The 25500-nt window shown below is 65.7% G+C and carries 23 protein-coding genes and 2 riboswitches; of the genes, 14 read left to right on the forward strand and 9 right to left on the reverse strand.

What is annotated here, in order from left to right; all coding sequences use genetic code 11:
* Complete coding sequence (locus MWU77_RS05890; RefSeq protein ID WP_169686990.1) at nucleotides 1-381, reverse strand: VOC family protein; 381 nt, start codon at nucleotides 379-381, stop codon at nucleotides 1-3.
* A gap of 90 nt (nucleotides 382-471) precedes the next feature.
* On the opposite strand from MWU77_RS05890, the gene MWU77_RS05895 reads away from it, so the two are divergent.
* Nucleotides 472-852 (forward strand): nuclear transport factor 2 family protein, encoded by a 381-nt coding sequence (locus MWU77_RS05895; RefSeq protein WP_169686991.1) that lies wholly within the window; start codon nucleotides 472-474, stop codon nucleotides 850-852.
* A gap of 88 nt (nucleotides 853-940) precedes the next feature.
* Nucleotides 941-2038, forward strand: coding sequence for a CaiB/BaiF CoA-transferase family protein (locus MWU77_RS05900; protein ID WP_169686992.1), 1098 nt, complete (start codon nucleotides 941-943; stop codon nucleotides 2036-2038).
* Nucleotides 2039-2072: 34 nt separating this feature from the next.
* On the opposite strand, the gene MWU77_RS05905 is transcribed toward MWU77_RS05900, so the two are convergent.
* Both MWU77_RS05905 and MWU77_RS05910 read right to left on the reverse strand, forming a co-directional pair.
* A complete protein-coding gene (locus MWU77_RS05905) occupies nucleotides 2073-5360 on the reverse strand; it encodes a serine/threonine-protein kinase (RefSeq protein ID WP_247273155.1) in 3288 nt (1095 codons plus the stop codon).
* 103 nt (nucleotides 5361-5463) lie between these two features.
* On the reverse strand, nucleotides 5464-6123 hold the full coding sequence (locus MWU77_RS05910) for a TetR/AcrR family transcriptional regulator (protein WP_169686994.1): 660 nt from the start codon (nucleotides 6121-6123) through the stop codon (nucleotides 5464-5466).
* A 44-nt stretch (nucleotides 6124-6167) separates the two neighbouring features.
* Between MWU77_RS05910 and MWU77_RS05915 the strand changes: the two genes are divergently transcribed.
* Genes MWU77_RS05915 through MWU77_RS05925 form a run of 3 tightly spaced genes read left to right on the forward strand, consistent with a single transcriptional unit; the run spans nucleotide 6168 to nucleotide 10059 of the window.
* Nucleotides 6168-7931, forward strand: a complete 1764-nt coding sequence (locus MWU77_RS05915; RefSeq protein ID WP_247273156.1) for an alpha/beta fold hydrolase — start codon at nucleotides 6168-6170, stop codon at nucleotides 7929-7931.
* 26 nt (nucleotides 7932-7957) lie between these two features.
* Entirely contained in the window at nucleotides 7958-9451 is a 1494-nt protein-coding gene (locus MWU77_RS05920) for a hypothetical protein (RefSeq protein WP_169687430.1), read from the forward strand.
* On the forward strand, nucleotides 9448-10059 hold the full coding sequence (locus tag MWU77_RS05925) for a DUF305 domain-containing protein (RefSeq protein WP_247273158.1): 612 nt from the start codon (nucleotides 9448-9450) through the stop codon (nucleotides 10057-10059). Before MWU77_RS05920 ends, MWU77_RS05925 begins: the two co-directional genes overlap by 4 nt.
* A 47-nt stretch (nucleotides 10060-10106) precedes the next feature.
* Here the strand turns inward: MWU77_RS05925 and MWU77_RS05930 are convergent, their stop codons facing one another.
* On the reverse strand, nucleotides 10107-11564 hold the full coding sequence (locus tag MWU77_RS05930; protein WP_169686997.1) for a PLP-dependent aminotransferase family protein: 1458 nt from the start codon (nucleotides 11562-11564) through the stop codon (nucleotides 10107-10109).
* Nucleotides 11565-11688: 124 nt separating this feature from the next.
* On the reverse strand, nucleotides 11689-12276 hold the full coding sequence (locus tag MWU77_RS05935) for a TetR/AcrR family transcriptional regulator (RefSeq protein WP_169686998.1): 588 nt from the start codon (nucleotides 12274-12276) through the stop codon (nucleotides 11689-11691).
* A 98-nt stretch (nucleotides 12277-12374) separates the two neighbouring features.
* Between MWU77_RS05935 and MWU77_RS05940 the strand changes: the two genes are divergently transcribed.
* Nucleotides 12375-13262, forward strand: a complete 888-nt coding sequence (locus MWU77_RS05940; protein ID WP_247273159.1) for an alpha/beta fold hydrolase — start codon at nucleotides 12375-12377, stop codon at nucleotides 13260-13262.
* Between the two features lie 27 nt (nucleotides 13263-13289).
* Here the strand turns inward: MWU77_RS05940 and MWU77_RS05945 are convergent, their stop codons facing one another.
* Both MWU77_RS05945 and MWU77_RS05950 read right to left on the reverse strand, forming a co-directional pair.
* Nucleotides 13290-13772 carry a hypothetical protein gene (locus tag MWU77_RS05945; RefSeq protein ID WP_169687000.1) on the reverse strand — a complete coding sequence of 161 codons (483 nt, stop codon included), beginning with the start codon at nucleotides 13770-13772 and terminating at the stop codon, nucleotides 13290-13292.
* Between the two features lie 67 nt (nucleotides 13773-13839).
* Nucleotides 13840-15129, reverse strand: a complete 1290-nt coding sequence (locus MWU77_RS05950) for an adenylosuccinate synthase (RefSeq protein WP_169687001.1) — start codon at nucleotides 15127-15129, stop codon at nucleotides 13840-13842.
* Between the two features lie 246 nt (nucleotides 15130-15375).
* On the opposite strand from MWU77_RS05950, the gene MWU77_RS05955 reads away from it, so the two are divergent.
* Nucleotides 15376-16026, forward strand: a complete 651-nt coding sequence (locus MWU77_RS05955) for a hypothetical protein (protein WP_169687431.1) — start codon at nucleotides 15376-15378, stop codon at nucleotides 16024-16026.
* A gap of 240 nt (nucleotides 16027-16266) precedes the next feature.
* On the opposite strand, the gene MWU77_RS05960 is transcribed toward MWU77_RS05955, so the two are convergent.
* Nucleotides 16267-16845: a TerD family protein gene (locus MWU77_RS05960; RefSeq protein WP_247273160.1), complete on the reverse strand. Its 579-nt coding sequence runs from the start codon at nucleotides 16843-16845 to the stop codon at nucleotides 16267-16269.
* A gap of 70 nt (nucleotides 16846-16915) precedes the next feature.
* A riboswitch (cobalamin riboswitch) is annotated at nucleotides 16916-17049 on the forward strand.
* 35 nt (nucleotides 17050-17084) lie between these two features.
* On the opposite strand from MWU77_RS05960, the gene MWU77_RS05965 reads away from it, so the two are divergent.
* The 6 genes from MWU77_RS05965 (at nucleotide 17085) to metE (ending at nucleotide 24219) form a co-directional block, all read left to right on the forward strand.
* Nucleotides 17085-18287, forward strand: a complete 1203-nt coding sequence (locus MWU77_RS05965; protein ID WP_247273161.1) for an ABC transporter substrate-binding protein — start codon at nucleotides 17085-17087, stop codon at nucleotides 18285-18287.
* Complete coding sequence (locus MWU77_RS05970; RefSeq protein ID WP_247273162.1) at nucleotides 18284-19384, forward strand: iron ABC transporter permease; 1101 nt, start codon at nucleotides 18284-18286, stop codon at nucleotides 19382-19384. The genes MWU77_RS05965 and MWU77_RS05970 overlap by 4 nt, the downstream gene beginning before the upstream one ends.
* Nucleotides 19381-20202: an ABC transporter ATP-binding protein gene (locus MWU77_RS05975; protein WP_308198768.1), complete on the forward strand. Its 822-nt coding sequence runs from the start codon at nucleotides 19381-19383 to the stop codon at nucleotides 20200-20202. The genes MWU77_RS05970 and MWU77_RS05975 overlap by 4 nt, the downstream gene beginning before the upstream one ends.
* Nucleotides 20203-20371: 169 nt before the next feature.
* Nucleotides 20372-20842 carry a (2Fe-2S)-binding protein gene (locus MWU77_RS24925; RefSeq protein ID WP_247273163.1) on the forward strand — a complete coding sequence of 157 codons (471 nt, stop codon included), beginning with the start codon at nucleotides 20372-20374 and terminating at the stop codon, nucleotides 20840-20842.
* Nucleotides 20839-21399 carry a hypothetical protein gene (locus MWU77_RS05985; protein WP_247273164.1) on the forward strand — a complete coding sequence of 187 codons (561 nt, stop codon included), beginning with the start codon at nucleotides 20839-20841 and terminating at the stop codon, nucleotides 21397-21399. Before MWU77_RS24925 ends, MWU77_RS05985 begins: the two co-directional genes overlap by 4 nt.
* Before the next feature lie 185 nt (nucleotides 21400-21584).
* Nucleotides 21585-21790, forward strand: a riboswitch (cobalamin riboswitch).
* A gap of 146 nt (nucleotides 21791-21936) precedes the next feature.
* Complete coding sequence (gene metE / locus MWU77_RS05990; RefSeq protein ID WP_247273165.1) at nucleotides 21937-24219, forward strand: 5-methyltetrahydropteroyltriglutamate--homocysteine S-methyltransferase; 2283 nt, start codon at nucleotides 21937-21939, stop codon at nucleotides 24217-24219.
* Between the two features lie 156 nt (nucleotides 24220-24375).
* On the opposite strand, the gene MWU77_RS05995 is transcribed toward metE, so the two are convergent.
* Nucleotides 24376-24951 (reverse strand): TetR/AcrR family transcriptional regulator, encoded by a 576-nt coding sequence (locus MWU77_RS05995; protein WP_247273166.1) that lies wholly within the window; start codon nucleotides 24949-24951, stop codon nucleotides 24376-24378.
* 88 nt (nucleotides 24952-25039) lie between these two features.
* On the opposite strand from MWU77_RS05995, the gene MWU77_RS06000 reads away from it, so the two are divergent.
* Nucleotides 25040-25492: a DUF1772 domain-containing protein gene (locus tag MWU77_RS06000; RefSeq protein ID WP_247273167.1), complete on the forward strand. Its 453-nt coding sequence runs from the start codon at nucleotides 25040-25042 to the stop codon at nucleotides 25490-25492.
* The last annotated feature ends 8 nt before the right edge of the window (nucleotides 25493-25500 follow it).

Raw genomic sequence — 25500 nt, forward strand, 5'->3', positions numbered from 1 at the left:
TCAGGCGTGATTTTCGATGAGTGAGAGCACGTTGCTGTGCGGGTCGCGGAACCACGCGACCCGCAGCCCGTCGGGCGCCGTCCACGCATCGTGGTCGTCCTGATCCATCCCGGTGTACCGAATGAAGTCGACGCCCTTGGCCCGGAGTCGTTCGACGGTCTCGTCGAGGTCGAGGACCCGCCAGCCCAGGGCGGTGTAGCCCGTCTCGCCGCGCGACTGCACGAGGGTGACCCGCACGGGGGCTCCTTCGCCCCCGTCGATCACCAGCGTGAAGTTGTCCCGATCGATCTTCCTGAAGCCGAGGGTGTCGACATAGAACATCTCCGAGACATCGAGGTCGGTGCTCGGCACGAAGCTCACGAGTTGGCCGCTGATCGTCATGGCACCACTCTGCTCCGTGCGCGCCTCCGTCGGCAACAGATCGGGTCACATTCGTGTCGACACCGACCGCGTTCACCTAGTCTTGGGCGTATGAGCACCTCGGAGATCGCGACCGTTCTGGCCTGGCACGATGCCGTCAACAGCAACGACATCGAGACCCTTGTGGAGTTGTCCAGCGACGACATCGTGTTGCCCACCGATGACGATGATCCCGACCAAGGCCTCGACGAACTACGCGAATGGGCGACCTCGTCGGGCGTGACCCTCGAGATGGGACGTATGTTCGTGCACCACGGCATCGTCGTCGTCGAGGAGACGTCGACCTGGGCGTCCGACCCCGACACGCCGGTCGAGGAAGCCATCGCCTTCCGTGTGGTCGAGGACCAGGTCGTCACGGTCGTGCGCCACGGCAGTCTCCAGGACGCGTTCGAGGCGACCGGACTCGGCGAGGCCGACCTGTACGAGCAGTGACACAGCAGTGACACACCCCATATGTTGAACGCTCGCTAAGGTACTCTCCGTTGCGAGAGTCCCTACGTATCGGAGTGAGGTTCGACGAGTGTCAGCTGAAGCAGTTGAGAAGAAGGGTCCCCTCGCGAGTATCCGCGTCGTCGAGTTCAAGGGACTCGGCCCCGGACCACACGCTGCGACGCTGCTCGCCGATCTCGGCGCCGACGTCGTCACAGTGCAGCGCCCCGGCGGCATCCCGCCGGAAGGCGCGCGCGATCCAATCCAGCGGAACCGTCGCATCATCGAGGCCGATCTCAAGAACCCCGATGACATCGAGAAGGTGCTCTCGCTGCTCGAGCGCGCCGACGTGCTCATCGAGGGCTTCCGTCCCGGAGTGACCGAACGCATGGGCCTGGGCCCCGATGTGGTGCTCGAACGCAACCCGCGGATCATCTACGGCCGGATGACGGGCTGGGGCCAGGAAGGTCCGCTGGCGAACGCAGCCGGCCACGACATCAACTACATCTCCCTCACCGGTGTGCTGCACGCGATCGGCCGTGAGGGTGAACGTCCGGTGCCTCCGCTGAACATGGTCGGCGACTTCGGCGGCGGCTCGATGTTCCTGATCTTCGGCATCCTCTCCGCGCTCGTCGAGCGAGGCGTGTCGGGGAAGGGGCAGGTCGTCGACGCGGCGATGGTCGACGGCGCGCTGGCACTGTCGCACATGATGTGGGCGTTCCGCGGCCGCGGTGCATGGTCGGACGAACGCGGTGTGAACATGCTCGACACCGGCGCCCCGTACTACGAGGTGTACGAGACGAAGGACGGCAAGTACATGGCCGTCGGATCGATCGAACCGCAGTTCTACGCGCTGTTACTGAAGGGTCTCGACCTCGACGCGGCCGAGCTGCCCGCCCAGAACGATCGGGCGTCATGGCCGGAGATGAAGAAGCTGTTCACGGAGAAGTTCCTGTCGAAGACCCGCGACGAGTGGTCGGCGATCTTCCTCGGCACCGACGCGTGCGTCTCCCCCGTACTCACCTTCGCTGAGGCACCCGCGAACGAGCACATCGCTGCGCGGGGGTCACTCATCGAGCTCGAGGGCATCACCCAGCACGCACCGGCTCCGCGGTTCTCCCGCACCCCGGGGGGCACACCGGCGGCACCTGCCGGCGAGGCCACCGACATCACGACCCTCTGGGTCTGATCGGACGAGCGCAATGATGCGCTGCCGCCCCGGATCAGTCGCGATCCGGGGCGGCACCGTGCTTCTCGCACTCTTCGACGAGTTCGAGAGCGCGCTGCGCGCGGTGCAGGAATCCGCGTTGCTGAAGTAACACGAACCACTCGCTCGCCCACCGGTGGGCTAGCACAACGTGTTCGGGCGAGGGATCCGTGAGCAGCAACCGGATCGCGGTATCTTCCTCGATCTGGGCGGTGTGCAACGCAATTCCCGTCTCGGGACGGGGTCGGCCGTATTCGGCGACCGGTCGTGGATGTGCGATCGGGTACCCCAACCGGACACGTTCGTTCTCGACGGCCGCAGCAAGACGGTCCAGTTTCATCGTCGCGGCAGCGCGCGCACCGTCCTCCAATCGGGTCGCCGCGATGTCATGCCTGCCGCGCAGCGCCTTCACCCGAGCACCGATCACATATCGTGCAATCTTGAAATCCACGACGCCGCCCTCGGCCCCCAGCTCGTAGCCGTCGTCGAGTAGTCGTTCGGCCTCGTCGAGATCTCCCTGCTCGTACAAGTACTCCCCCAGCACCGACCCGGCGAGCAAGGCCGACGACGAGTACGCACCGCTGCCGAGCCGGGACAATCTCCACGCCTCTCGCAGGAGTTCGCCCGCCGCATCGAGATCGAGTTGTTCGAGTGCGGCGAGTCCGAGGAGCGCGTTGCCGTGCATCAGGTTGTACGGCCCGGCGTTGAGATCGTGGTACGGAGCGGCGAGATCCTGCAGTCGCCGTGCCTCCTCGAATTCACCGCGGTAGACGGCATCGAACGTCGCGGCGTTCAGACCCGACGACACGACGATCGGCGCGAGGGTGTCCGCGCGCGCCAGGAGCCTCTCGGCGAGCCCGTCCGCTGGGCCGGTCCGGTCGCGGCGCACGTCGACGATGCGCCGCACCACTTCCACCTCGACGGCGACGTCGATGGCCTCGGCGCCGGTGATCTTGTCCGCATCGAGACCGCGTTCGACCATGGCGAGTGCACGCTGGCCACGCGCAGTGTCGTGGACGACGATGCTTGCCCACGCCAGGGCGAGTTGCAGGCGCGGCCGCGCTGCCACGGCGCCGCGCGGAAGCTTCGCGGCCAACCCCAGCAGCGTGGTGGCACGGCCGTCGGCGAGCAGGTCCCGCGCGTGACGTTCGACGATGTCGACGGCGTAGTCGTCGTCGGCTGCCGCGAGAGCATGATCGACGGCTTCCAGCGTCATCGCATGCTGTTCGAACCACTGCGCTGCACTCCGGTGGAGCCCTGGCATCCGTTCCGGAAAGTCGCGTTCGAGTCGTTGTCGCAGGAACTCGGCGAACAGCGGCTGGAAGCGGAACCACCGGCCTTCCTCGTCGACGCGGTGCAGGAACAGATCGCGGTCCTCGATGTCTTCGAGCATCGCTTGCCCGTGTCCGTGCCCACTCAGCGCCGATGCGAGGCTCCCACACGTCTGCTCCGTGACCGCGGCAGTGAGCAGGAAGTCGAGGAGTTCGTCGTCGACCGAGGTGAGGACGTTCTCGGTGAGGAACTGACCGATGCCGCGGTGGCGTCCGGACAGGTGCGCGACGAGATGCGCGGGGTCGTCGTGACCACGCAGCGAAACGGACGCGAGTTGCAACGCCGCGGGCCACCCGTCGGTGGCTGCGACGAGATCCGCGACGATCTCGTCGTCGAGAACGATGTCGGTGTGTCGGGAGAGGAACTTCTTCGTTTCGTCGACGTCGAAAGTGAGCATGCTGTGGTCGATTTCGACAAGTTCGTCGAGAACCCTCATACGGCTGACGGGGAGACCGGCGCGGGTGCGTCCGACGACCATGACCTGGAGGTGATGGCACCCGTTGTCGAGCAGATATGCCATGGCCGCGATGGTCGCGGAATCGGTGACGCGATGCCAGTCGTCGACGATCACCACGAGCCGCTCCCCTGCCGCATGGATTTCGTCGACCAGCGAGGCCAGAACGTAGCGTTCGGCGTCGTCGCCGTGTTCGTCGAGTGCTTGCCCCAACTCTTGTGCGAGGGTGGGTCGCACCTGCCGGACCGCCTCGATGAGGTGCGCGAGGAACCACACGACGTTGTTGTCGTCGTGGTCGACGTTGAGCCACGCCACCGAGACACCCTGGTCGTCGAGTTGATAGCGCCACTCGATCGCGAACATCGTCTTACCGAAACCCGGTGGTGCGTGCACCACGATCAGGCGGCGACGATGCGAGTCGTCGAGCAGGTGCAGCAACTTCCACCGCGCCACGAGTCGCCGGGAAGGAACCGGCGGACGGAACCGAGTTGCGGGAGCGGGTGGGGTGGTGGACCTGCCGCTCGTACGACGCGAACGTGCGCGTCCACTCGCGGAAATCGTATCGGATGACGTTGTGCCACTTGATGTTACCTGCACCACACCGGGTTCGTTCGCCGGTCCGGCCACTGCGAGATCATCGACGCGAAGCCCGTGCTCTGCCTGCACGGCACGCAGGATCTCGCCGAATTCGGCGGCGGTCGACGGCCGGGAATCCGGGTCCACCGACATCGCCTGCTCGATCGCGGCGCACAATTCGTCGGGGACTCCATCCGCCCGTAGGTCGGGGATCGGCTGGGTTGTCAGACGCACGAACTGGGCGACCACTCGCTCACCACTGCGGCGTTCGAAGGCGGCATGCCCGGTCAGTGCGCAGAAGACCGTCGCCGCAAGACTGTAGACGTCGGACGCTGCCGTCGGTGTGCGCCCCGACAGGACTTCCGGTGCGGTGAATGCCGGGGACCCGGTGACTTCACCGGTCGCAGTCTCGAATCCCCCGCGTATCCGGGCGATCCCGAAATCCGTGAGCTGCGGTTCGCCGAACTGGGTGAGCAGGATGTTCGCGGGTTTGACGTCACGGTGCGCGATGCCGAGCCGGTGGGCGGTCTCCAGGGCACCTGCCAGTTTGATGCCGAACTGGAGTGCGTCGTGCCAGTGCAGCGGGCCGGACCGGCGGATCAGCGCGTCGAGTGAATCACGGGGGTGATACTGCATCACCAGGTACGGCCGTCCCGAATCTGTGGTGCCTATCTGCAGCACGTTGACGATGTTCGGGTGGCCCGACAGTTGCCCCATCGCGCGCTGCTCGCGCAGAAATCGTTCGAGGTTGTCGACGTCGAGATCCGAAGTGAGGACCTTGACCGCCACGATCCGGTCGAGCGCGACCTCCCGGCAGCGATAGACGATTCCGAACCCGCCGCGGCCGATCTCTTCCGCCTCGACGAATCCGGCCGCAGCCAATTCTGCAGCAACGTCGGGCCCGGCGTCGCGCTGCGTCTGCAGCGGATCCTGCGCGGCCACGATCGACCCTCACTTCGTCGAACACAGACCCGGCTTCGAGTCCTGTATCCACGATATCGCCGACCACCGACAGCCCACGGCGGGTCGGCCGAGATAGATCCGGTCAGTTCCCTGCGCCGGTGACAAGGGGCGCGATGACACTGCGTGCGACCTCGCGGGCCACCGCGTCGTCATCGAGGTCGAAATGAGTGCTGGGCAGTACCAGATACCCCAGCGTGATACGAATGACTGCTTCGGCCCGGCCGTCCGGATCACCCAGTGGGAGCGTCCCTTCGGCCTGCGCTGCGGCGATGCGTGCGGCGATGAATCGGTGACCGATGTCGAGCGGGGACGGTGTTCCGGCCGACAGGAGCGCGAGCAACTCCCCGGAACGGTGACTGCCGGCAAAGAGGCGACGACGCAGACGCAAGCATGCGACGAATGCTTCGGCGATGCGATCAGCGGGGTCGATGACGGTGACGAAGGCACTGGTGATCATGGAGAGGAAGCCGCGCAGCGTGTAGGCGACAGCGGCTTCGAAGAGTGCGTCCTTGCCACCGAACCGCCGGAACAGCGTCGCGCGGCTGACTCCGGACCGCGTGGCAACGTCGTCGACCGTTGCCGCGCGAGTACCGCGCTCGGCCAGGACGTGCAGTGCCGCGTCGTACACCTGCTCGACGTCCTTGCCCGAGAACCCCTCGTCGCTACCTGTGGAATCGTGCGACACCGCCTTCTCGATCGCACGTTCGAACAGCCTGGGTAGCGGAGCACCGGGACGAGTCACAGATCCAGTATCCCAGCTGAGACGATTGTGCTACTAGTAGTCTCATGACTGACGTGGTGGAAGCCGAGGCCCCCAGTTCGACACCCGATGTGCAGCTCGCCCCGCTGGGCCCCGAATCCGTCGCGTGGTCGGTCTTCGGCGATCTGACATTCGTTCTCGGTGCATCACACCGGCTGCTCATCGACGTCGCACACCCGGTGGTCGCGGCGGGCGTTCGCGAATTCTCGGTGTTCGAAACCGACCCCTACGGGCGCGCTCAACGCACCCTCGACATGATCATGGGCGTCGTCTACGGACGTGAATCGGCGTTGGCAACGGCCCGGAAGCTGCGCGAACGTCATGTCGATATCAAGGGAAAGAATCCCGACGGGTCGCGTTGGAGCTCGTTGAACCCGGAACCGTTCCACTGGGTACATGCGAGCCTGGTCCACGGGGTCTACGTCCAGCAGAAACTGCTCGGACGCGGCTGGAATCCGGGCGAGGTCGAAAAGTTCTACCTCGAGATGCGCCAGGTAGGGAAGCTCTACGGCATCCGCGACAAAGACATGCCTGCCGAGTGGGCCGATTTCCTCGTGTGGTTCGACGAGATGACGAGAACCCGGCTCTCACGTTCCGACATCACCGATCGGGTCCTTGCGGTCGCGGGTTCGCCCCAGGCCCCACCGATCCAGGTTCCAGGGCTCGCCTTCCTGTGGAACCTCACAGTGCGTCCGGTCGCAGGCGCAATCCTGACGTCGGTCACGGCGGGTCTTCTGACACCGGAGCTGCGCGAGCTCCTCGGACTCGAGTGGACCCCGCGGCGGCAACGGATGTTCGACGCTCTCGCGGCCCTGTCCCGCGCGACGGTGCCGCGCCTCCCCCGGCTCGTCCGGCTGGTCCCGCAAGCGCGTCGTGCAATCGAGCAGACCCGACCGAATGCGAAGCTGCGCTCACACACGGTGCTCGACGTCCACAGCGCCGACGGAACACGTCTCCATACGGAGGTCCACGGCCCCGACGGTGCGCCCACCATCGTGCTTTCTCACGGCATCCTGTGCTCGACCGAATTCTGGCACAATCAGATTCGCGAACTCAGCAAGGAACTCCGGGTGGTGGCGTTCGACCATCGTGGTCACGGCCGCAGCGACGCACCGCGCGCCGGGGCCTACACGATGGACCACCTCGCCGACGACCTGCATGCCGTCCTCGACGCAACGATCCCGCGCGGAACGACTGCGGTGGTCGCAGGTCATTCCATGGGAGGGATCGCCGTGATGGCCTGGGCGCAGCGATATCCCGACGACATCGCAGAACGCGTGTCGTCGGTCGCGCTCGTCAACACCACTCCCGGCGAGATTCTCGACAACGTCCAGTTCCTGCGTGGACCCGAATTCCTCGTCTCCACGCGACGACGGCTTGCACAGACCGCGGTTCCGCTTGCGCGGCTACCGCTGCCGAAACGACTCCCCCTACGCAGACAGCTGGTTTCCCGCGTCGCGGTCGGCACCTCCGCCGACAGGTCGGTCGGAGTGGAGGTGGACCGGATCATCGGCGCGACACCCGCGCGCGGCCGAGGCGGATACGGAGCAATGCTCGTCGGTCTGCTGTCCACGGTCGACCCAGCGGCGCTGACCGCTCCCACCGTCGTCATAGCCGGGCGTAACGATCGGATTGCACCGCCGTCTCGGTCCCGATGGATCGCCGACCGATTGCCTGATCTGATCGAACTCAGAACGTTCGATACGGGCCACTGTGGGCCGCTCGAATGTCCCGGCGAGGTGTCGGCGACGTTGCGCGAATTGGCTTCGAACAACCGGACTGCCCGGTGAAGCATCTCGGGGTCGCGCTCGCGGCCATGTCGCTGATGGTCGCGTTCTCCACCGTCGCACACGCGACGCCACCGGCCGGGTTCGACGAATTCACCGGTGTGTGGCCCACAGCGGTCGAGCCTGCCGACTGCCGCCCCGGCGATCTGGTCGAGACCGGTATCCAAGGTGAAGTCCCGCTCGATGATCGCAGATCCGGCCGCAGCACCGAGGGCTACAACTGCAACATCGACTTGGTCGGGCAGTACCAGGGTCGTGGGGCCGGACCGGTCAGCCCGACCTACGAGAACTGCGCATACATCGCCTCGACGTGGCCGACCAATCTTCTCGGGCCCGACGCCGGGGTGCAGGTCCTCGATGTCAGCGACCCCGCAAACCCCATACCCACCGCCCTGTTGACCGAACCCGCGATGATCGGCGGCACCTGGGAGTCGTTGAAGGTGCACGAGGAACGCGGCTTACTCGTCGGCACCGGCGTCGGATTGATCGAAAGCGCCGGATACATCTCGGTCTACGACATTTCGCAGGACTGCGCCCATCCTCGCCTGCTCAACCCTGCCACCGGATCGTTGCCGAACATGCCGATCCCGATCACCACTCACGAAGGCGACTTCTCCCCCGACGGCAACACCTACTGGGCTTCCGGCATCGCTCCCGGGTGGATCAGCGCCGTCGACATCACCGACCCCGCGCATCCGATGGTGGTGTGGGGCGGACTGACCGGAGTTGCTGCACACGGTATGGGTTTCACTCCCGACGGCAACACCATGTTCCTGTCCAATCTTGCCGGGCTGACGATCATCGACGTGTCCGCGGTGCAGAACCGCGCGCCACGCACCGTGATCGGCCACCCCCTGCCGCATATCGGCGCGAAGTTCTGGACCGACGGGCTGCTCAATCAGCACAGCATTCACGTCACCTACGACGGCACACCGCACTTGTTCACCGTCGACGAGGGCGGTTCCGGCGGTGTCAAACTCTTCGATATCACCGACCCCGCGACCCCTCGGTGGCGCACGAGCGCGAAACTGTCCATCAATCTTCCGGAGAATCAGGACCGGTGGGCGTCGAGCAATGCGAGCAACGGACCGTTCGGTTACGACGCCCACTATTGCTCGGTCGACCGAGTAGACGATCCTTCGACCATGGCGTGCAGTTGGATTCAATCCGGCATTCGAGTGTTCGATGTGAGCGATCCGGATCGGTTCCGGGAGATCGCTTACTTCAATCCGCCCGCGCAGACCGGGAAGCATCGGCAATTGCCGAACTCGCTGCATGCGACACTCGGCTCGATCGCCGCACCGCCGGTGATCGGCACGTTCGCGCTGGCGCGGGCATTGATGCAGGGCCAGACCGGCGCGGATGGGGTCATCAACGATCAGAGCCGGCTGGTCGGAGCCGACCTGTCTGCCGACTGGTGTCTGTCACCACCCGAGTTCCACGGCGACATGCTGTATGTGACGTGCATGGACAACGGATTCATGGCGTTGCAACTCGACCCGTCCGTCTATCCCTCGCGATGAGAACCCGATCATGGTTGCTCCCGGCCGTCACGGCGCTCCTCGTCGCTGTGTGTCTCACCACCGGATTCCTCATCGGCCGAAGTAGCTACGGCGAGCACCCGGACGCGGCGATGGTGCAACTCTCGGATCGTGACGTGGAGTTCGCGCAGCACATGTCGGTCCATCACCAGCAGGCCATCACCATGGTCGATCTTCTCGGTACCGCTGTGTCATCCGATGTCGGTGCCGTGGCCGGTCAGATCCGTGCCTCACAGTGGCGGGAGATCGGTACGCTCACCGGCTGGCTCGAACTCGTGGGAGCACCCTTTCAGGCGGCAGCGTCGCAGGGCGGCCACGGCGATCACACCGTGATGGCGGGTATGGCGTCGAACGAGGACCTCACGCGACTCCATGAGACGGCAGGCCCCGAACGCGAGGTGTTGTTCCTGCAGTTGATGATCCGGCACCACCAGGGTGGTATCGAGATGGCAGCGGCGGCACTGGACACCACCGCCGTCCCGGCTGTGCGAGCGAGGGCGCTGTCGATGGTCGACGAACAACAGCAGGAACTGGCCTCGATGTCCCTCTTGCTCGACGCACGAGGCGCCTCGGTCCTCCCGTACCCCTGAACCCGAACGACATCTCGAATCTTCCTGTCCCCCAAGACGCCGAGCGTTCAGACGACGAGCCGAGACACCTCGATGTCACCGCCCTGCGCTACCTGGGCATATGCGTCGGCGACCATCGCCACGGCGTGGCGCAGTGAGTCCGGCTGCTGCGTGTACGGCAACCGTAGGAATCGTTCGAAGGCTCCCTGAACCCCGAAACGCGGTCCGGCCGCGAGTAGTACACCGTGGCTCGGCGCGATGGCAGCGAGGGATGTCGATACCGGTTCGGGCATCCGCACCCAGAGCGACATCCCGCCCTGACCTTCGGTATACTGCCAGTCGGGCAAGCGGTCGTCGAGTGCCTCACACAGCGCCTGTCGTTGCTCCCGGAGTTGTGTACGTCGTTGTTCGAGAAGCTCTTCGACGTCCGACAGCAGATGTGCGGCGGCGAACTGCTCCATGACGGGTGTACCGAGATCGACACCCGACCGTGCGCCGGTGAGCCGGCCGATCAGCTCACGGTCGGCACGAATCCACCCCACGCGCAGCCCGCCCCACAGGGACTTGCCGGTCGATCCGATCGTCACCACCGAGGAACCGGCCGGGAACGACGCGACAGGCGGGGGTGCCGGAGCATCCAGCCACAGATCCACCATCGTCTCGTCCACGACGAGAGTCATCCGTGCGTCGTACATGATGCGCGCGAGTTCGGCGCGACCGTCCTCGTCGAGACACAGACCAGTGGGGTTGTGGAAATCGGGGACGAGAAACGCTGTGCGCGCGGCGGTCTGGCGCGAGGCACTGGCAAGCGCACCGAGATCCCACCCGCCGGAGGGTCCGGCTTCCGGTCGGACCGGCACCGGGATCGGACGTGCACCGTGCCGTCGGATCGCTTCGAGCGCATTCGGATAGGTCGGATGGTCGACGATCACCCGGTCGCCCGGATCGGTGAGCACACCGAGCAGCAGCCGCATAGCGTGCTGGGCGCCGCTGGTGACCATGATCTGTTCCGGCGAGGTAGGCAGTCCGCGTTCGCGATACCGGCGTGCGATCACTTCACGCAGCTCCGTCACACCGATCGGTTCCATGCCGTGCGACGACAGGTATACCGACATCGATCGCAATGCCAGTTCGTACGCGGCTTCGATCTCGGCAGCGGGGGCCGGGAGCGACGCGTTGCTCATGTCGATCGCATCGACGCCGGGAGGCCCCGTCTTGACCGCATTGCGGGCACGCGCCCCGCCCGCAGGCATCGCGACCGTACTGCGCGCACCTTGCCTGCTGCGGAGGTAACCCTCGTCACGCAGCGCCGAATACGCCGAGGTGACGGTGGTGCGGCTCAGCGACAAGGCCGACGCGAGTTCCCGCTCGCTCGGCAGTGCCACGCCTTGCGGGACACGGCCGTCGTGAACGAGGAGGCGGATGCCGTCGGCGAGGGCCCTGTACGCGGAGCGCACGTCACCGGTGTCCTGCCAGTTTCCGAGGTCGCGGACCAGCGAACTGGCTCCTATCGCGCGTGTGATCACCGGTCCAGTATCGCGCATAGTGGACTGCTACACGACAGGCCAGTGGGACTCCTCGGAACATGCCCCGGACCGGCCCGTCGACGCCGACGCGCGGTGAACACGACGTGATCCGCAAGGCTCGAGATCAGGAACGACGCACCGTTCGATCGAGCAGGTGGTCGACGAGCTCAACCGCGCGACCCTCGGCGTAGACACCGGCCAACATGCCCTGCGCGAGGCCACCGACGGCGGCGAGAACGAGTTCGGCATCGAGATCGATCGTGCCCGGCAGATCCCCCTCCCGCCCCAGGTGGTGGGCGACGATCGCAACGAGCGCACGCGGTGCCGCATGGGTCTCCTCGGCAGCGAGCCCCCGGCCGACGATCGCCGCCGAATTGAACGCTCCGAGCACGATCGCCTCCTCTCGGCGCCGATCGTCGAGCGGAAGTAGTTCGGTGAGAATCGTGCGGATCGCCTCACGCGGGGCAGCATCACCCTGCGCCGCCAATCGCTCACCGAACCTGGCTCCAGCGTCTTCCATCACCGACCGGTGGGTGGCCAGGAGAAACTCCTTCTTGGTACCGAAGTAGTACTGGACGAGCCGCACGGATATCCCCGCTTCCGCCGCGACCGATTGGAAGGTCACTCCTTCCAATCCGCCCGCGACGATGACACGGCGCACGGCGTCGGTGATCTCCCGTCGCCTCACCTCATGGTCGACCAATCGTGGCACGGGTTGCTCAGCCTTTCGTTCCGGACGTTTCCCCATCTTGCTGGTATGTGCGTATCATAAACGTGATACGCACATACCATGAAGAATGGAGGGGACGCATGCCGAAGATCGGGCAGTTCAAGAACGACGAGGCCAGGGACGAATTCATGCGCGCGTACGACACTCTCGCGGCGCAATGGCCCATATCGTCGACCGAGATCAACATCGAAACACCCTTCGGCACAACGTATGTGCGCCGATCCGGAAGCGGGGACGGCATACCGCTTCTTCTGCTTCCGGGCATCTCCGGCAACGGGCAGATCTGGGCCTCATTCATCGAGGACCTCGCCCGCGACCGTGTTGTCTACACACCGGACGTCATCGGCTGGGCGGGACGCAGCACACAGACAACGCCTCTCGCGGACGGCGCCGACTTGGCCCGATGGATGGTCGAACTACTCGACGGACTCGGCGAGGAGCGCATCCATCTCGCCGGAAACTCGATGGGCGCCTGGATTTCCATGAACATCGCAGCACACCACTCCGAGCGGCTGGCGAGCGTGACCCTGTTCGAGCCGGGCGGCGCCACGTTCGCGAGGCCGCGCGCGAGAGTGCTGTTGAAGTTCCTCCTCATGGGTGTCAGGCCGACAGCCGAGCGGCTCCGGAAGTTCAACAAGTGGATGATGCCCGGGTACGCACCCACCGACGAGGAATTCGCGATGATCGTGGCCGGAGTGAAATATCGGATGGGCGTGCCGTGGGAACGCACGATCACCGACGACGAACTGGCCCGTGTCGCGGCGCCGCTACTGGTCTTGTTCGGCGCCGAGACGATCACCAACGATCCCGAGATCCAGGCAGCACGCGTCCGCAAGCACATCCCGTCGGCCGACGTCGAGATTCAGCCAGGGGTGGGACACGACCTACTGTGGGCGAACCCCGACCAGGTGATCCCGCGGTTCCTGAGCTTCGTCGAGAAACACGACCGGACCGAGAACCGCCCGTAACTCCTTGTCTCCTTCGAAGATTCGCGCTCAGGACGCCGTGAACTCGCCCCCACCCGGCAGGTGTGGTGTCGCCGGCGCGATAGTGACCTCGACGCGCCCTGGCCCGGGGTCGAAATAGCGCACGGTACCCGCTTCCGGCCCATCCCAGCCGGACAGCGCCCAGTCATCCGATCCGGAGGCTCCGGTATCGAGGTTGTGCCAGGTGAACGTGCCGTCGACCAAACAGACGGGTGTGACACCGACGAAGTTACTCTCGAGCCGGACCACGTACGGCTCGGGGCCCTCCTCGGACGGGTACACCTCGACATCGAGCCGGCCGATACATACCGCGATCGACCCGGAGGATCCGTGACCGATCGTGTAGGCAGGCGCCAGCTGCGTCGATTCCGGTTGAGCGTGCGCGGTGCCCTGCCCCGCCGCAATCAGTCCCGCGGCGGTGACGGCGACCATGAGCGCTCTCGGGCGTGCTCTACGCGGCCCGGCTGCATTCACCTCTGCTGTACGAACCATGCACTCCACTGTCGCGCGTCCGTCCTGGTCGCGTCCAGCATGCGGCGTTTCCGGGCAAATGCCCCGATCAGGCGAGGATGTCGCGCCGGACGATCGTTTCGTCACGGCCCGGCCCGACACCGATGCACGAGATGAACGCGCCGGAGAGCTCCTCGAGACGCAGCACGTAGTTCTGTGCGTTCTTGGGAAGCTCTTCGAAGGTACGGGCGTGTGAGATGTCCTCCCACCAGCCGGGCATTTCCTCGTAGATGGGCTTGGCGTGATGGATGCCTGTCTGCGTCATCGGCATGTCGTCGACGCGCACACCATCGACCTCGTAGCCGACGCAGATCGGCACGGTGTCGAGACCCGACAGCACGTCGAGCTTGGTGAGGAAGTAGTCGGTGATGCCATTGACGCGCGTGGCGTAGCGGGCGATGACCGCGTCGAACCAGCCGGTGCGGCGCGCGCGACCGGTGGTCACACCCACCTCACCGCCCTGCTTGGCCAGGTATTCGCCGTGGTTGTCGAACAGCTCGGTCGGGAACGGACCCGAGCCGACACGCGTGGTGTAGGCCTTGAGGATGCCGAGAACTGTGGTGATCCTCGTGGGCCCGATACCCGAGCCCACAGCGGCGCCGCCGGCGGTCGGGTTCGACGAGGTCACGTACGGGTAGGTGCCGTGGTCGACGTCGAGCAGCGTGCCCTGCGACCCCTCGAGCAGCACGGTGTCGCCGCGCTCGAGTGCCTCATTGAGCTGCAGACGTGTGTCGGCGATGCGGTGCTTGAATCCCTCGGCCTGGCCGAGAACCTCGTCGACGACCTGCTGCGGATCGAGGGCCTTACGGTTGTAGATCTTGACGAGCACCTGGTTCTTGAACTCGAGGGCCGCCTCCACCTTCTGAGTGAAGATCTTCTCGTCCAGGACATCAGCGACACGGACACCGACACGTGCGATCTTGTCCTGGTAGCACGGGCCGATACCGCGGCCGGTGGTGCCGATCTTCTTCGCGCCGAGGAAGCGCTCGGTGACCTTGTCGATGGCCACGTGGTACGGCATGATCAGGTGCGCATCGGCCGAGAGCAGCAGACGCGAGGTATCGACGTCGCGCTCTTCGAGGCCCGCGAGCTCTTCGAGCAGCACACCGGGATCGACAACGACACCGTTACCGATGACGTTCGTGACACCCGGAGTGAGGATGCCCGACGGGATCAGGTGCAGCGCGAACTTGTCACCGTTCGGCAGCACGACGGTGTGGCCCGCGTTGTTGCCGCCCTGGTAACGCACGACCCACTGCAGACGTCCGCCGAACAGATCGGTTGCTTTGCCTTTGCCCTCATCGCCCCACTGGGCTCCGATCAGGACGATTGCCGGCATTTCGCGCTCCTCAGGCAGGGTTCTTCGTGCGGGCGGTCTCGCCTGCAGGGTCCTGCCCGAATCCGGGCAGCAGCCGGGACCACAGTGTAGTCCACCATCGACCGCGCTCCGGTTTCGGTATCCGTTTACTCGGCCCGGCCCGCCACGATCCGGGGTCCCCACGACCGGCACCGGTTCGGATTACAGTGGACGCCTGACCGACGGCCGCCCGATCGTGACCAGCGAGGAGATGAGTTGACCCCGGTAGTGCTCAGATGCGGCGATGTGCCACTCCCCTTGGCACTCACCTCAGTAACCGCGCTGTCGGCTCCTGCGATTCCGGAGAAGGACGACTTCGAGGATGTGTTCGCACACATCGAGTCGGTGGACGACCCCCGACTGATCATCGTGGGCGACGACGCTGCATTCGCGGCAACACTGACACGGCTGATGCGCACCGACCGCCTCGGGATCGAGGTCGCGTTCGTCCCCGAGTCGCGGACACCCGCGACGGAAGCCTACGGATTGCGCACCGGTTCGAAGGCCGCGTCCATCGCACTACAGGGTGAGGCGAAGCCGATCCCGCTCATCCGCGACGACGCGGGAGTGGCTCTCGTGGGGCGCGCGCTCGTCCGCGGCGACGAGAACGGGCTCGTGGGCGAGGCGTACGTCGACGACACCCGCTTGTTCTCCGGCACGGTGCCCGGCATCCGCATCGAGCCGACTCCCCAGATGCCGGGACTACGCGCCGCCGTCGACCGGGCCCGATGGTTCGGCGGCTACAAGTGGCTCACGGGCAGGGCTGTCCAGCTCGGTTCTCCCGAGGCTTTCCTCGCCCGCGACGGTGTCCCCAATCCTCGCGCGCTCAAGCGGTCGACCTTCTACCGCCACGAGACGAAGTGGAAGCTTGTGCGCTGAGGCGAGTCGAGGTCTCGGATCCACTGCCATCCGCCAGGCTCCCCAGGTCGCATCCACCGAGGTGGTGGACGAGATCACACTGAAAGTGATTCTGCACGAACCGAATCCCAGCTTCCCGCGACGTACGCCTATACACGCTGGGATCCCCACTGCCCGAGGAACTCTGGGCCGAGAGCTGAACGAATGAAGCGAGGGGCACTCGGGCCGTCCGAGTACCCCTCGCTCGTTGATCGATGCGGGTCAGCCGATGTTCACGCCGTAGTCCCGCGCGATCCCCGCGAGCCCGGACGCATAGCCCTGACCGATCGCACGGAACTTCCACTCGCCGCCGTGCCGGTACAGCTCACCGAACACCATCGCAGTCTCGGTGGAGGCATCCTCGGTCAGGTCGTAGCGGGCGAGTTCGCGGTCGTTGGAGCGATCGACGACGCGGATGAACGCGTTGCGGACCTGACCGAAGGACTGGCCACGCGCGTCGGCGTCGTGGATCGACACCGGGAACACCACCGATTGCACGTCGGCCGACAATGCAACCAGATCGATGTTGATCGATTCGTCGTCGCCGTCGCCCTCACCCGTGAGGTTGTCGCCGGTGTGTTCCACGGCCCCGTCGGGCGAACGAAGGTTGTTGTAGAAGACGAAGTGCTGGTCGGAGAGCACCTTGCCGCCTGCTCCCGCGACCAGAGCGCTGGCGTCGAGGTCGAAGTCGGTGCCTGTGGTTGCGCGTACGTCCCAGCCCAGGCCGATCGTCACCGCCGTGAGGTTCGGGGCCTCCTTCGAAAGCGAGACGTTTCCACCCTTGGCCAAGCTGACACCCATACCGGTCCTTTCGATCGTTGTGGTCCCTCCACGATAACCATCGAGAACCCGGTCCGTATTGCCGTCTTGGCCCGTGTTAGGTTCCCGGCGTCGTTATGCGACGACACCTGAGGAAGCCGGTGCGATTCCGGCGCGGTCCCGCCACTGTGACCGGGGAACAATTCTCCCGGGAGCCAGATACTCACGTCGCCGCACTCACCTGGACGGGGCGGACCTCCCCGAGAAAGGGCGTCTTCGCCATGCGCGCTCGCGCCGTTCCACTCAGATTTCTCAGCGCTGCGGCAGTCACGGGTCTGGCCCTCGTCGGCTGCTCGACCGACACCACCGACACCGTTACCGACACCGCCGCCCCCGACGGATGTATCACCGACTTCGATCCGAGCGTCGACTACTTCCCCGACAAGTCCGAGGTCGTCGACGCAGAGAATTTCTCGATCACCTACGAGAACAGTTACCAGGTGCTCACTGTCGACGAGCCGTACCCGGGCGCAGAACCGGAGTCGTATGTGCTGGTCAAGTGTGGTGCACCGGCACCGGACCTGTCGGACGATCTGGCCGACGCCCAACAGATCTCGGTGCCGGTCGACAGTCTGTATTCGGGATCGACGACACACTTGCCGCTCGTCACCGAACTCGGCGTGCTCGACGTACTCACCGGTGTGTCCAACGGATCCTATGTAAGTGACACCTCGGTCGTCGATCGGATCGCGTCCGGTGACGTCGCCGAATACGCGGCCGGCGGCACCATCGACACCGAGGCCGTCGTCGTCGCCGCACCCGACGTCGTGATGACCGGTGGCACCGACGACCCCGCATACGCGCAGCTGCGTGAAGCCGGGATCGGTGTGGTCGCGAACGCCGAGTGGCTCGAAGCCTCGCCGCTGGGTCGCGCCGAGTGGATCAAGGTGATGGCGGCACTGACCGGGACGGAGGTCCGCGCAGCCGAGGTCTACGACGGAATCCGCAGCGCTTACCTGGAGGTGGCCGACAAGGCTGCGGGAGCGGAACCCGCACCGGTGCTGCTCGGCGGGATGTCGCAGGGCACCTGGTACATGTCGTCGGGCGGCAGCTACATGGGCCGTCTGTTCAGCGATGCGGGTGCCACGTGGCCGTGGCAGGAGGTCACCAGTACCGGGTCACTGCCCCTCGACTTCGAGGCCGTGGTCGCGGAGTCCTCCGACGCACCTACCTGGCTTGTCGCCAACAGCTGGACCTCGATCGGCGACGCCCTCGCCGACGACGAACGCTACGGCGACCTCGCGGCGGTCGGCACCGGTCAGGTGTGGAACGCGAACAAGGCGCTCGGACCGGGCGGCGGCAACGACTTCTACGAACGTGGGGTGCTGCGACCCGACCTGGTCCTGTCCGACCTGGTCGCAGTCCTGCATCCCGAGCTGCTGCCCGATCACGAGGGCACGTTCTATCAGCAACTGCCGGCATGACCACCGTGCTCGACGCGGCACCGGCAGTCACTGAGACCTCCGCTCCCCCGGTCCGTGCCCGGCGCGTCGCGGTGGCGTTCGCCGCACTGATCGCGGCGCTCGTGGTCGCCACCGTCGTATCGGTGACGGTGGGATCGGTCACGGTGCCACTCGACGAGACTCTCCGCGTTCTGCTCGGACAGGACGCGCAGAATCCCCGCTGGGACATGGTGATCCGCGACCTCCGGCTACCTCGCACGCTCACCGCGGTCGCGGTGGGTGCGGCACTGGGCATCGCCGGCCTGCAGATGCAGACCCTGTTCCGCAACGCGCTCGCCGACCCGTACATCCTCGGTGCGAGCTCGGGTGCGAGTCTCGGCGTCGCGCTCGTCGTCATGGCAGGTGGCGGAGGAGCCAGTGGATTCACAGCGAATCTCGCCGGGCTCGGCCGCACGGGAGTGGTCATCGCTGCAGCGCTCGGCGCAGCGGCCGTGTTGATGCTGATCGTGGTGTTGTCGCGGTGGGTGTGTTCGGCGGTGACACTGCTGCTCATCGGTGTGATGCTCGGATCGGCGACCACAGCGGTCGTCTCCGTACTCCTGGTCTACGCCGACCCGCAGCGCGCTCAGCAGTTCCTTGTATGGGGACTGGGCAGTTTCACCGCGACCACATGGTCGGATCTGAAGTTGCTGATACCCGTGGTGATCGGGGGCACAGCCGTGGCGCTCCTGACGGTGCGGGCCCTGAACGCGCTGCTCCTCGGTGAGGGATACGCACGGTCCATGGGCATCGATATCCGCGTCGTCCGGTTGACGACGGTGGTGTCGGCCGCACTGCTCGCGGGCGTCACCACCGCCTTCTGTGGACCCATCGGATTCCTCGGGCTCATCGTTCCGCACCTGTCGCGCATGGCATTCGGCACTTCCGATCATCGGGTACTGCTGCCCGGAGTCGCGCTGTTCGGTGCGGTGGCGGCCCTGGTGTGCGGTGTGGCCAGCCAGATGCCCGGCACCGACACGGTGTTCCCACTCAATGCGGTGACCGCGCTCGTCGGCGCGCCGGTCGTCATCATCGTCCTCGTGCGCAGCCGGCGTGGAGCGCTGGGAGCGGCCTTGTGAACAGCGTGATGAACGGTGTGGAACTGCGCGAGGTGACGATCGGCTACACACGCCGTCGCACGTTGCGGAGAAGCGGCGTCACCGAGATCGCGACCGGTCTCGATGCCGTCGCGCGCCGCGGTGAACTCACCGCGCTGGTCGGCCCCAACGGAGCAGGGAAGTCGACATTGCTCCGCACCCTGTGCGGGCTGCAACCGGCGCTGCGCGGGCAGGTGCTGATCGACGGCGACGACCTGTCGTCGATCCGTCCCGCAGACCTCGCGACCCGTATCTCCGTGGTCCTGACCGAGCGTATCGATCCGGGTCTGCTGACGGTACGCGAACTCGTCTCCCTCGGGCGGACGCCGCACCTCCCCGCCAGCGCACGACTCTCCCCGGAGGACAAGGCCGCGGTCGACTGGGCACTCGACGCGGTCGGCGCGGCAGAATTGGCGTCCCGGCAATTCAGCGAGCTGTCCGATGGGCAGCGGCAACGCACGCTCACTGCCCGCGCGCTCGCTCAGGACCCCTCGCTGCTCGTACTCGACGAACCGACATCGTTTCTCGACGTTCCCTCGAGAGTCGAGCTCGTCGACGTGCTACGTCGGCTCGCTCGTGAACAGAACCTCGCCGTGATCATGTCCACCCACGAACTCGAGCTCGCCCTGCGAGTGTCGGACCGGATGTGGTTGCTCGACGCCGACCGGACATTGACCTGCGACTCCCCCACTGCGCTGGCCGAATCAGGGCGTATCGGGGCAGCATTCGATCGTGGGCGGATGCGCTTCGAACCGCGCACACTGGTGTTCGACCTCGAGCCGGAGGACAGCCGTGCCTGATGCTGCTGCAGTACTCGAACGCATTGCCGCGTCGAGTCCCTATTTCGCGGTGAGCACCGGTCCGGTATCGGACACCCGGTGGCAACCGACCTCCGCCCTGCGCGACTGTACGGTTCGCGACCCTCTGGTGTCGGACACGGCGCACCGGATGAGAACCAGGGAGACGCGAGTGGCCGCGTCGACTCTGTTCTTCGGATACGCCGCCCGGATGTGGTCCGTTGCGTTGGGCTCGGTCGTCGACTCCGGCCGATGTGTCCGACTCGACCCGGACACGTTGCTGTGGCGCAACGACGGGGGTCTGCGGCTGCACATCGTCGACCCCGAATTCGGTTCGGCCACCGACGAAGTCCTCGATGACCAGCTCGAACCACTCATCGAGGCGTGGAGCGACATCGTCGCCCCCGGGTTGATGTGGGGGAATTCCGCATCGGCGCTCGTCGGGGCCGGACGAGTGATCGGCGAGGCAGCGCAGACACACGTCGACAACCTCCTGGACGATCCTCGTCTGGTCGGCGCGCTGGTCCGCTCGACCGGCCGGCGGCGCAGTTGCTGCCTGTATTACCGCGTCCCCGGGGGCGGAGTGTGCGGCGATTGCGCCTTCCCCAGCCCACCGAAAGCATCGACGAAGGAGATTCTGTGACAGTCGTATTCGATCCCGAGATCGTCGACACAGAGGACGGCGGTCGCGAACAGCGCTGGTCGCTTCCCACCGATGAAGACTCACTGCTGCGGCTGACGCGGTTGCTGTTCGACGAGTACTGGAACGACATGTGGTTCGGTCTGCTCATCGAAGGCTCGGCGCTCGAGGTGGCGGCGCCCAACGCCCCGAAGAAGATCTCGATGTACGACGGGTATGCGACCGTCGACTTCGGTCGCTGGCATTTCCATCTGTGCATCGGCGAGCACACCGCAAGCGGCCCTGAACTCGGCCGTATCCGCCGCTGCAACCGCGCCGAGCTGTACCGCAGGATCGGCAAGGACGACGCACCGACATCGTGGGGTTTACGCCTGTTCAACGGCCGCGACGAGCAGATGCTCACCGTCATGTTGCCCACCCCGTTCCTCACCAACATGCAGCAACTGACCGAGACACCTGTGTGGGAGCACCTCGAGGCGTGGGATCGGATCCGGTCGGAGTTCCTCGGCCTGGAGCCGGATCCCCGCGACCGCACCGGCAAAGGCTTTCGCCACTCCTGACCAACACAGCCGACAGGAACGCACCGACGAAACTACAAACCGCGCAGACAGATACAACCCTCGTGAAGGGCGGTGTCTGTCTGATTGCGTTGTAGCCGTTCCGCTTCAGCGATTGCCCATTCGAACGAGGACGTGGCTATACTCCGGGATGTAGTTGGTTCGCCGTGCCGGTCGTGAGGAGCCCCGAAGACCGTGGCGGCGTCGACGCATCCTCGATCGGGATGCGGAGAGGGAACCCGGTGAGAATCCGGGACTGTCCCGCAGCGGTATGCAGGAACGACCGCCGTCATCAGCACTGGGCATCATCCCGGGAAGCGACGGCCACTAGGTACGGGCCCACAGGCTCGGGCGCTTGCAAGTCCGAAGACCTGCCATCTGCGCCGGGCATGCCGTGCCCGGCGGTGTGCCGCCTCGAGGACTGGGCGCGCGGACCCGCTGTGCTGTCGCTCCGACACCGTCGGAGACACCGGGGCTCGGTAGGATTCGCGCACTCTACGGGCGGTGGGCCATCCACGACCGACCACCGGAGTACCACCAGTGTCTATATCCTCTGCACCGGCTTTCCACGCCACCGTTCTCGGATCCGCACGGATCGGACCGAACCGCGAGCTCAAGAAAGCCGTCGAATCCTATTGGGCCGGAAAGATCGATCGCGACGCCCTGGATAAGGTCGCTGCCGATCTGCGCGTCGACACCTGGACCGCACAGCGCGATGCCGGGCTCGACTCGATCCCAGTCAATACGTTCTCGTACTACGACCACGTCCTCGACACCGCAGCCATGCTCGGCGCGCTGCCGCCTCGTGTGTCGGGAATCGCCGACGACCTCGACCGCTATTTCGCCGCGGCGCGAGGCAACGACGACGTCCCACCGCTCGAGATGACGAAGTGGTTCGACACCAACTACCACTATCTCGTTCCCGAAATCGGCGCGGACACCGTCTTCACGCTCGACACGTCGAAGGTTCTCGGCGAAGTCGCCGAGGCCCGTGCGCTCGGTATTCCGGCACGCCCGGTCGTGGTCGGACCCCTGACGTTCCTGCTGCTCTCGAAGGCCGTCGACGGGCAGGGTCCGCTGCTCGACCGCGCCGGTGAGCTCGTCCCGCTCTACCAGGATCTGTTGGCGCAGCTCGCCGCCGCCGGGATCGAGTGGGTGCAGCTCGACGAACCCGCACTCGTCCGCGATCTCGACGACGCGACCGTCGCCGCGGTCGAGCAGGTGTATGGCACGCTCTCGCAAGCGCAGGACCGCCCTGCGATCCTTGTCGCCTCCTACTTCGGCAACCTCGGTCCGGCACTCGGCGCGCTCGCCCGCACCGGTGTCGAAGGTCTCGCGGTCGACCTGGTCGCAGGTGACGCGGCCGGCGTCGCCGCCCTTCCCGCCCTGTCGGACAAGCTGATCGTTGCGGGTGTGGTGGACGGCCGCAACGTGTGGCGCACCGACCTGGAGAAGGCCCTGGCGACCCTCGCGACACTGCTCGGTTCGACGGGTTCGGTGGCGGTGTCGTCCTCGTGCTCGTTGCTGCACGTTCCGTACACGGTCGAGGCGGAATCAAGCCTCGACAAGTCGCTGCGCACGTGGCTGGCGTTCGGCGCGGAAAAGGTCGCCGAGGTTGCCACGTTGTCGACAGCGCTGCGCAGTGGCCGCGACGCCGTGACGTCCGAACTCGACGCGGCTCGTGCCGCGGTCGAACTGCGCGCGTCCGATCCTCGCCTGCGCAACAACCAGGTGCGCGGCATGCTCGACTCGATCACGGGGGACCGCACCCGTACGTCGGCAGATGAGCGCCGCGAGATCCAGCAACAGCACCTCGACCTGCCCTTGCTGCCGACCACGACGATCGGGTCGTACCCGCAGACCACCCGGATCCGCATTGCCCGCGCCGCACTGCGTAAGGGCGAGATCGAGCGGGCCGAGTACGTGCAGCAGATGCGCGACGAGATCGCCGAGGTGGTCACCCTGCAGGAGAAGCTCGGAATCGACGTGCTCGTCCACGGTGAGCCGGAGCGAAACGACATGGTGCAGTACTTCGCCGAGCAACTGGACGGGTTCTTCGCGACCGAGAACGGCTGGGTCCAGTCGTACGGAAGCCGTTGCGTGCGTCCGCCGATCCTCTACGGCGATGTCGCGCGACCGAACGCCATGACCGTCGACTGGATCACCTACGCGCAGTCGCTCACCGACAAGCCGGTCAAGGGCATGCTCACCGGTCCCGTGACAATCCTTGCGTGGTCGTTCGTCCGCGACGACCAGCCCCTCGCGGACACCGCCGATCAGATCGCACTGGCAATCCGCAACGAGACGGTGGACCTGCAGGCCGCGGGAGTCCGCATCATCCAGGTCGACGAGCCCGCACTGCGAGAGCTGCTGCCGCTCCGCGTCTCCAAGCAAGCCGAGTACCTGAAGTGGGCTGTAGGGTCGTTCCGGCTCGCGACGTCGGGGGTCGCGGTTTCGACCCAGATCCACACCCATCTGTGCTACTCCGAATTCGGCGAGGTCATCGAGGCCATCGCCGAACTAGACGCCGACGTCACCTCCATCGAGGCAGCGCGTTCACATATGGAGGTTCTCGACGACCTCAACGCAGTCGGATTCGATCTCAGCGTTGGCCCCGGCGTCTACGACATCCACTCACCGCGTGTTCCGAGTGAGGACGAGATCGCCGAGTCTCTTCGTGAGGCGCTGCGCGCTGTTCCGGCCGAGCGCCTGTGGGTCAACCCGGACTGCGGCCTCAAGACACGCGGCGCCGACGAAGTCACGGCATCGTTGACGAATCTCGTCGCCGCGGCGGCAACGGTTCGGTCCGAACTCGACCGATAGCGATTCCCAGAAAGCTCTCGATCACCGTGACCACGCATCAACCTTCGCGCCACTCACGCCGGGAGGCCTGAGGCACCTCCCACTCGTCCCGGCGCCTCCGGTAGACGACGCTGAGCCGGCGTGGTCCGGTAAATCCTCCCGGACCACGCCGGCTCCTCATTCGTCGGCAAAGCGATCCACGAGCACCTCGATGCGATGCGCGGTGTCCTGCGGAGGAACCCTGCCTGTTCGGGTGAGCTCGACCAGACCGTGCACTGCAGCCCAGTAGACCTCGGCCAGCAGCCCCGGTTCGACGTCTCCCGCGACCAGTGCCAAAGTGTCGTGTAGGACTTGGAACGACTCACGCATCGGGGCCGGGGTCGCCGGGTCCGCGAATGGAAGTCCGTTGTCGAGGTTGAACATCGAGTCGTACACGGCAGGGTGTCGCTCTCCGAACGCGATGTAGGCCCTCGTGAGGGCGGCCACAGCGGCGCGTGACGACCGGGTTCCGGAGACCGCTCGGGACAACTCCACGGTCATCTCGGAGAATCCGTCCAGTGCGACAGCCGCGATGATCTCGTCCTTGCCCCGAAAATGGCTGTAGAGCACAGGTTGGCTGTACTCGATCCGTTCGGCCAATCGCCGAGTGGTGACGGCGTCCCACCCTTCTGCCTCTGCCATCTCACGCGCTGCCGCGATGATCGACCTGTGGCGGGAAGCCCGCTCACGCGCCTTGCGCTCCTGTACTGACATTCCATGATTCTAGCAGCGCTAGATCTTGGGTCGTCGAAATGTTATCGTCGATCTAATTTCTAGCGCTGCTATATCTATGGAGGTCTCCATGCTGAATGCAGTTGCCGTCACCACGGTCGTGGTCTTCGGCATGTTGGTGGGAGTGGAATTCGCCATCGCGGTGTTCGTCAATCCGATCATGTATCGAATTCCTGGCGATGCCGGTGTGGCTGCTCGCAGCGACGGAGCCCGAGTGCTCGGGCGCGTGATGCCGTTCTGGTACATCGGCACGCTCGCCTTTACGATCCTGTGGACGATTCTGGGGTGGGGCGACACCACTGCGTGGATGACGCTGGGGGCGTCGGTGTTGTTGCTGGTCAGCGTCGTGATGTCGGTCCTGCTTCTCGTACCGATCAACAATCGCTCGATCCGATGGGCAGAAGAGGGAGCGCCGCCGGACTGGAAGGAGCAGGCTGACACCTGGGACCGCTACCACTATGTGCGAGTTGGCGTCATCGCGCTCGGCTTCGCACTGTCGGCAGTGGGACTACTGCTGATCTGACCCGAAGG

The sequence above is a fragment of the Rhodococcus sp. F64268 genome (genome assembly GCF_023015605.1).
In the GTDB taxonomy this organism is placed as follows: Bacteria; Actinomycetota; Actinomycetes; order Mycobacteriales; family Mycobacteriaceae; genus Rhodococcus.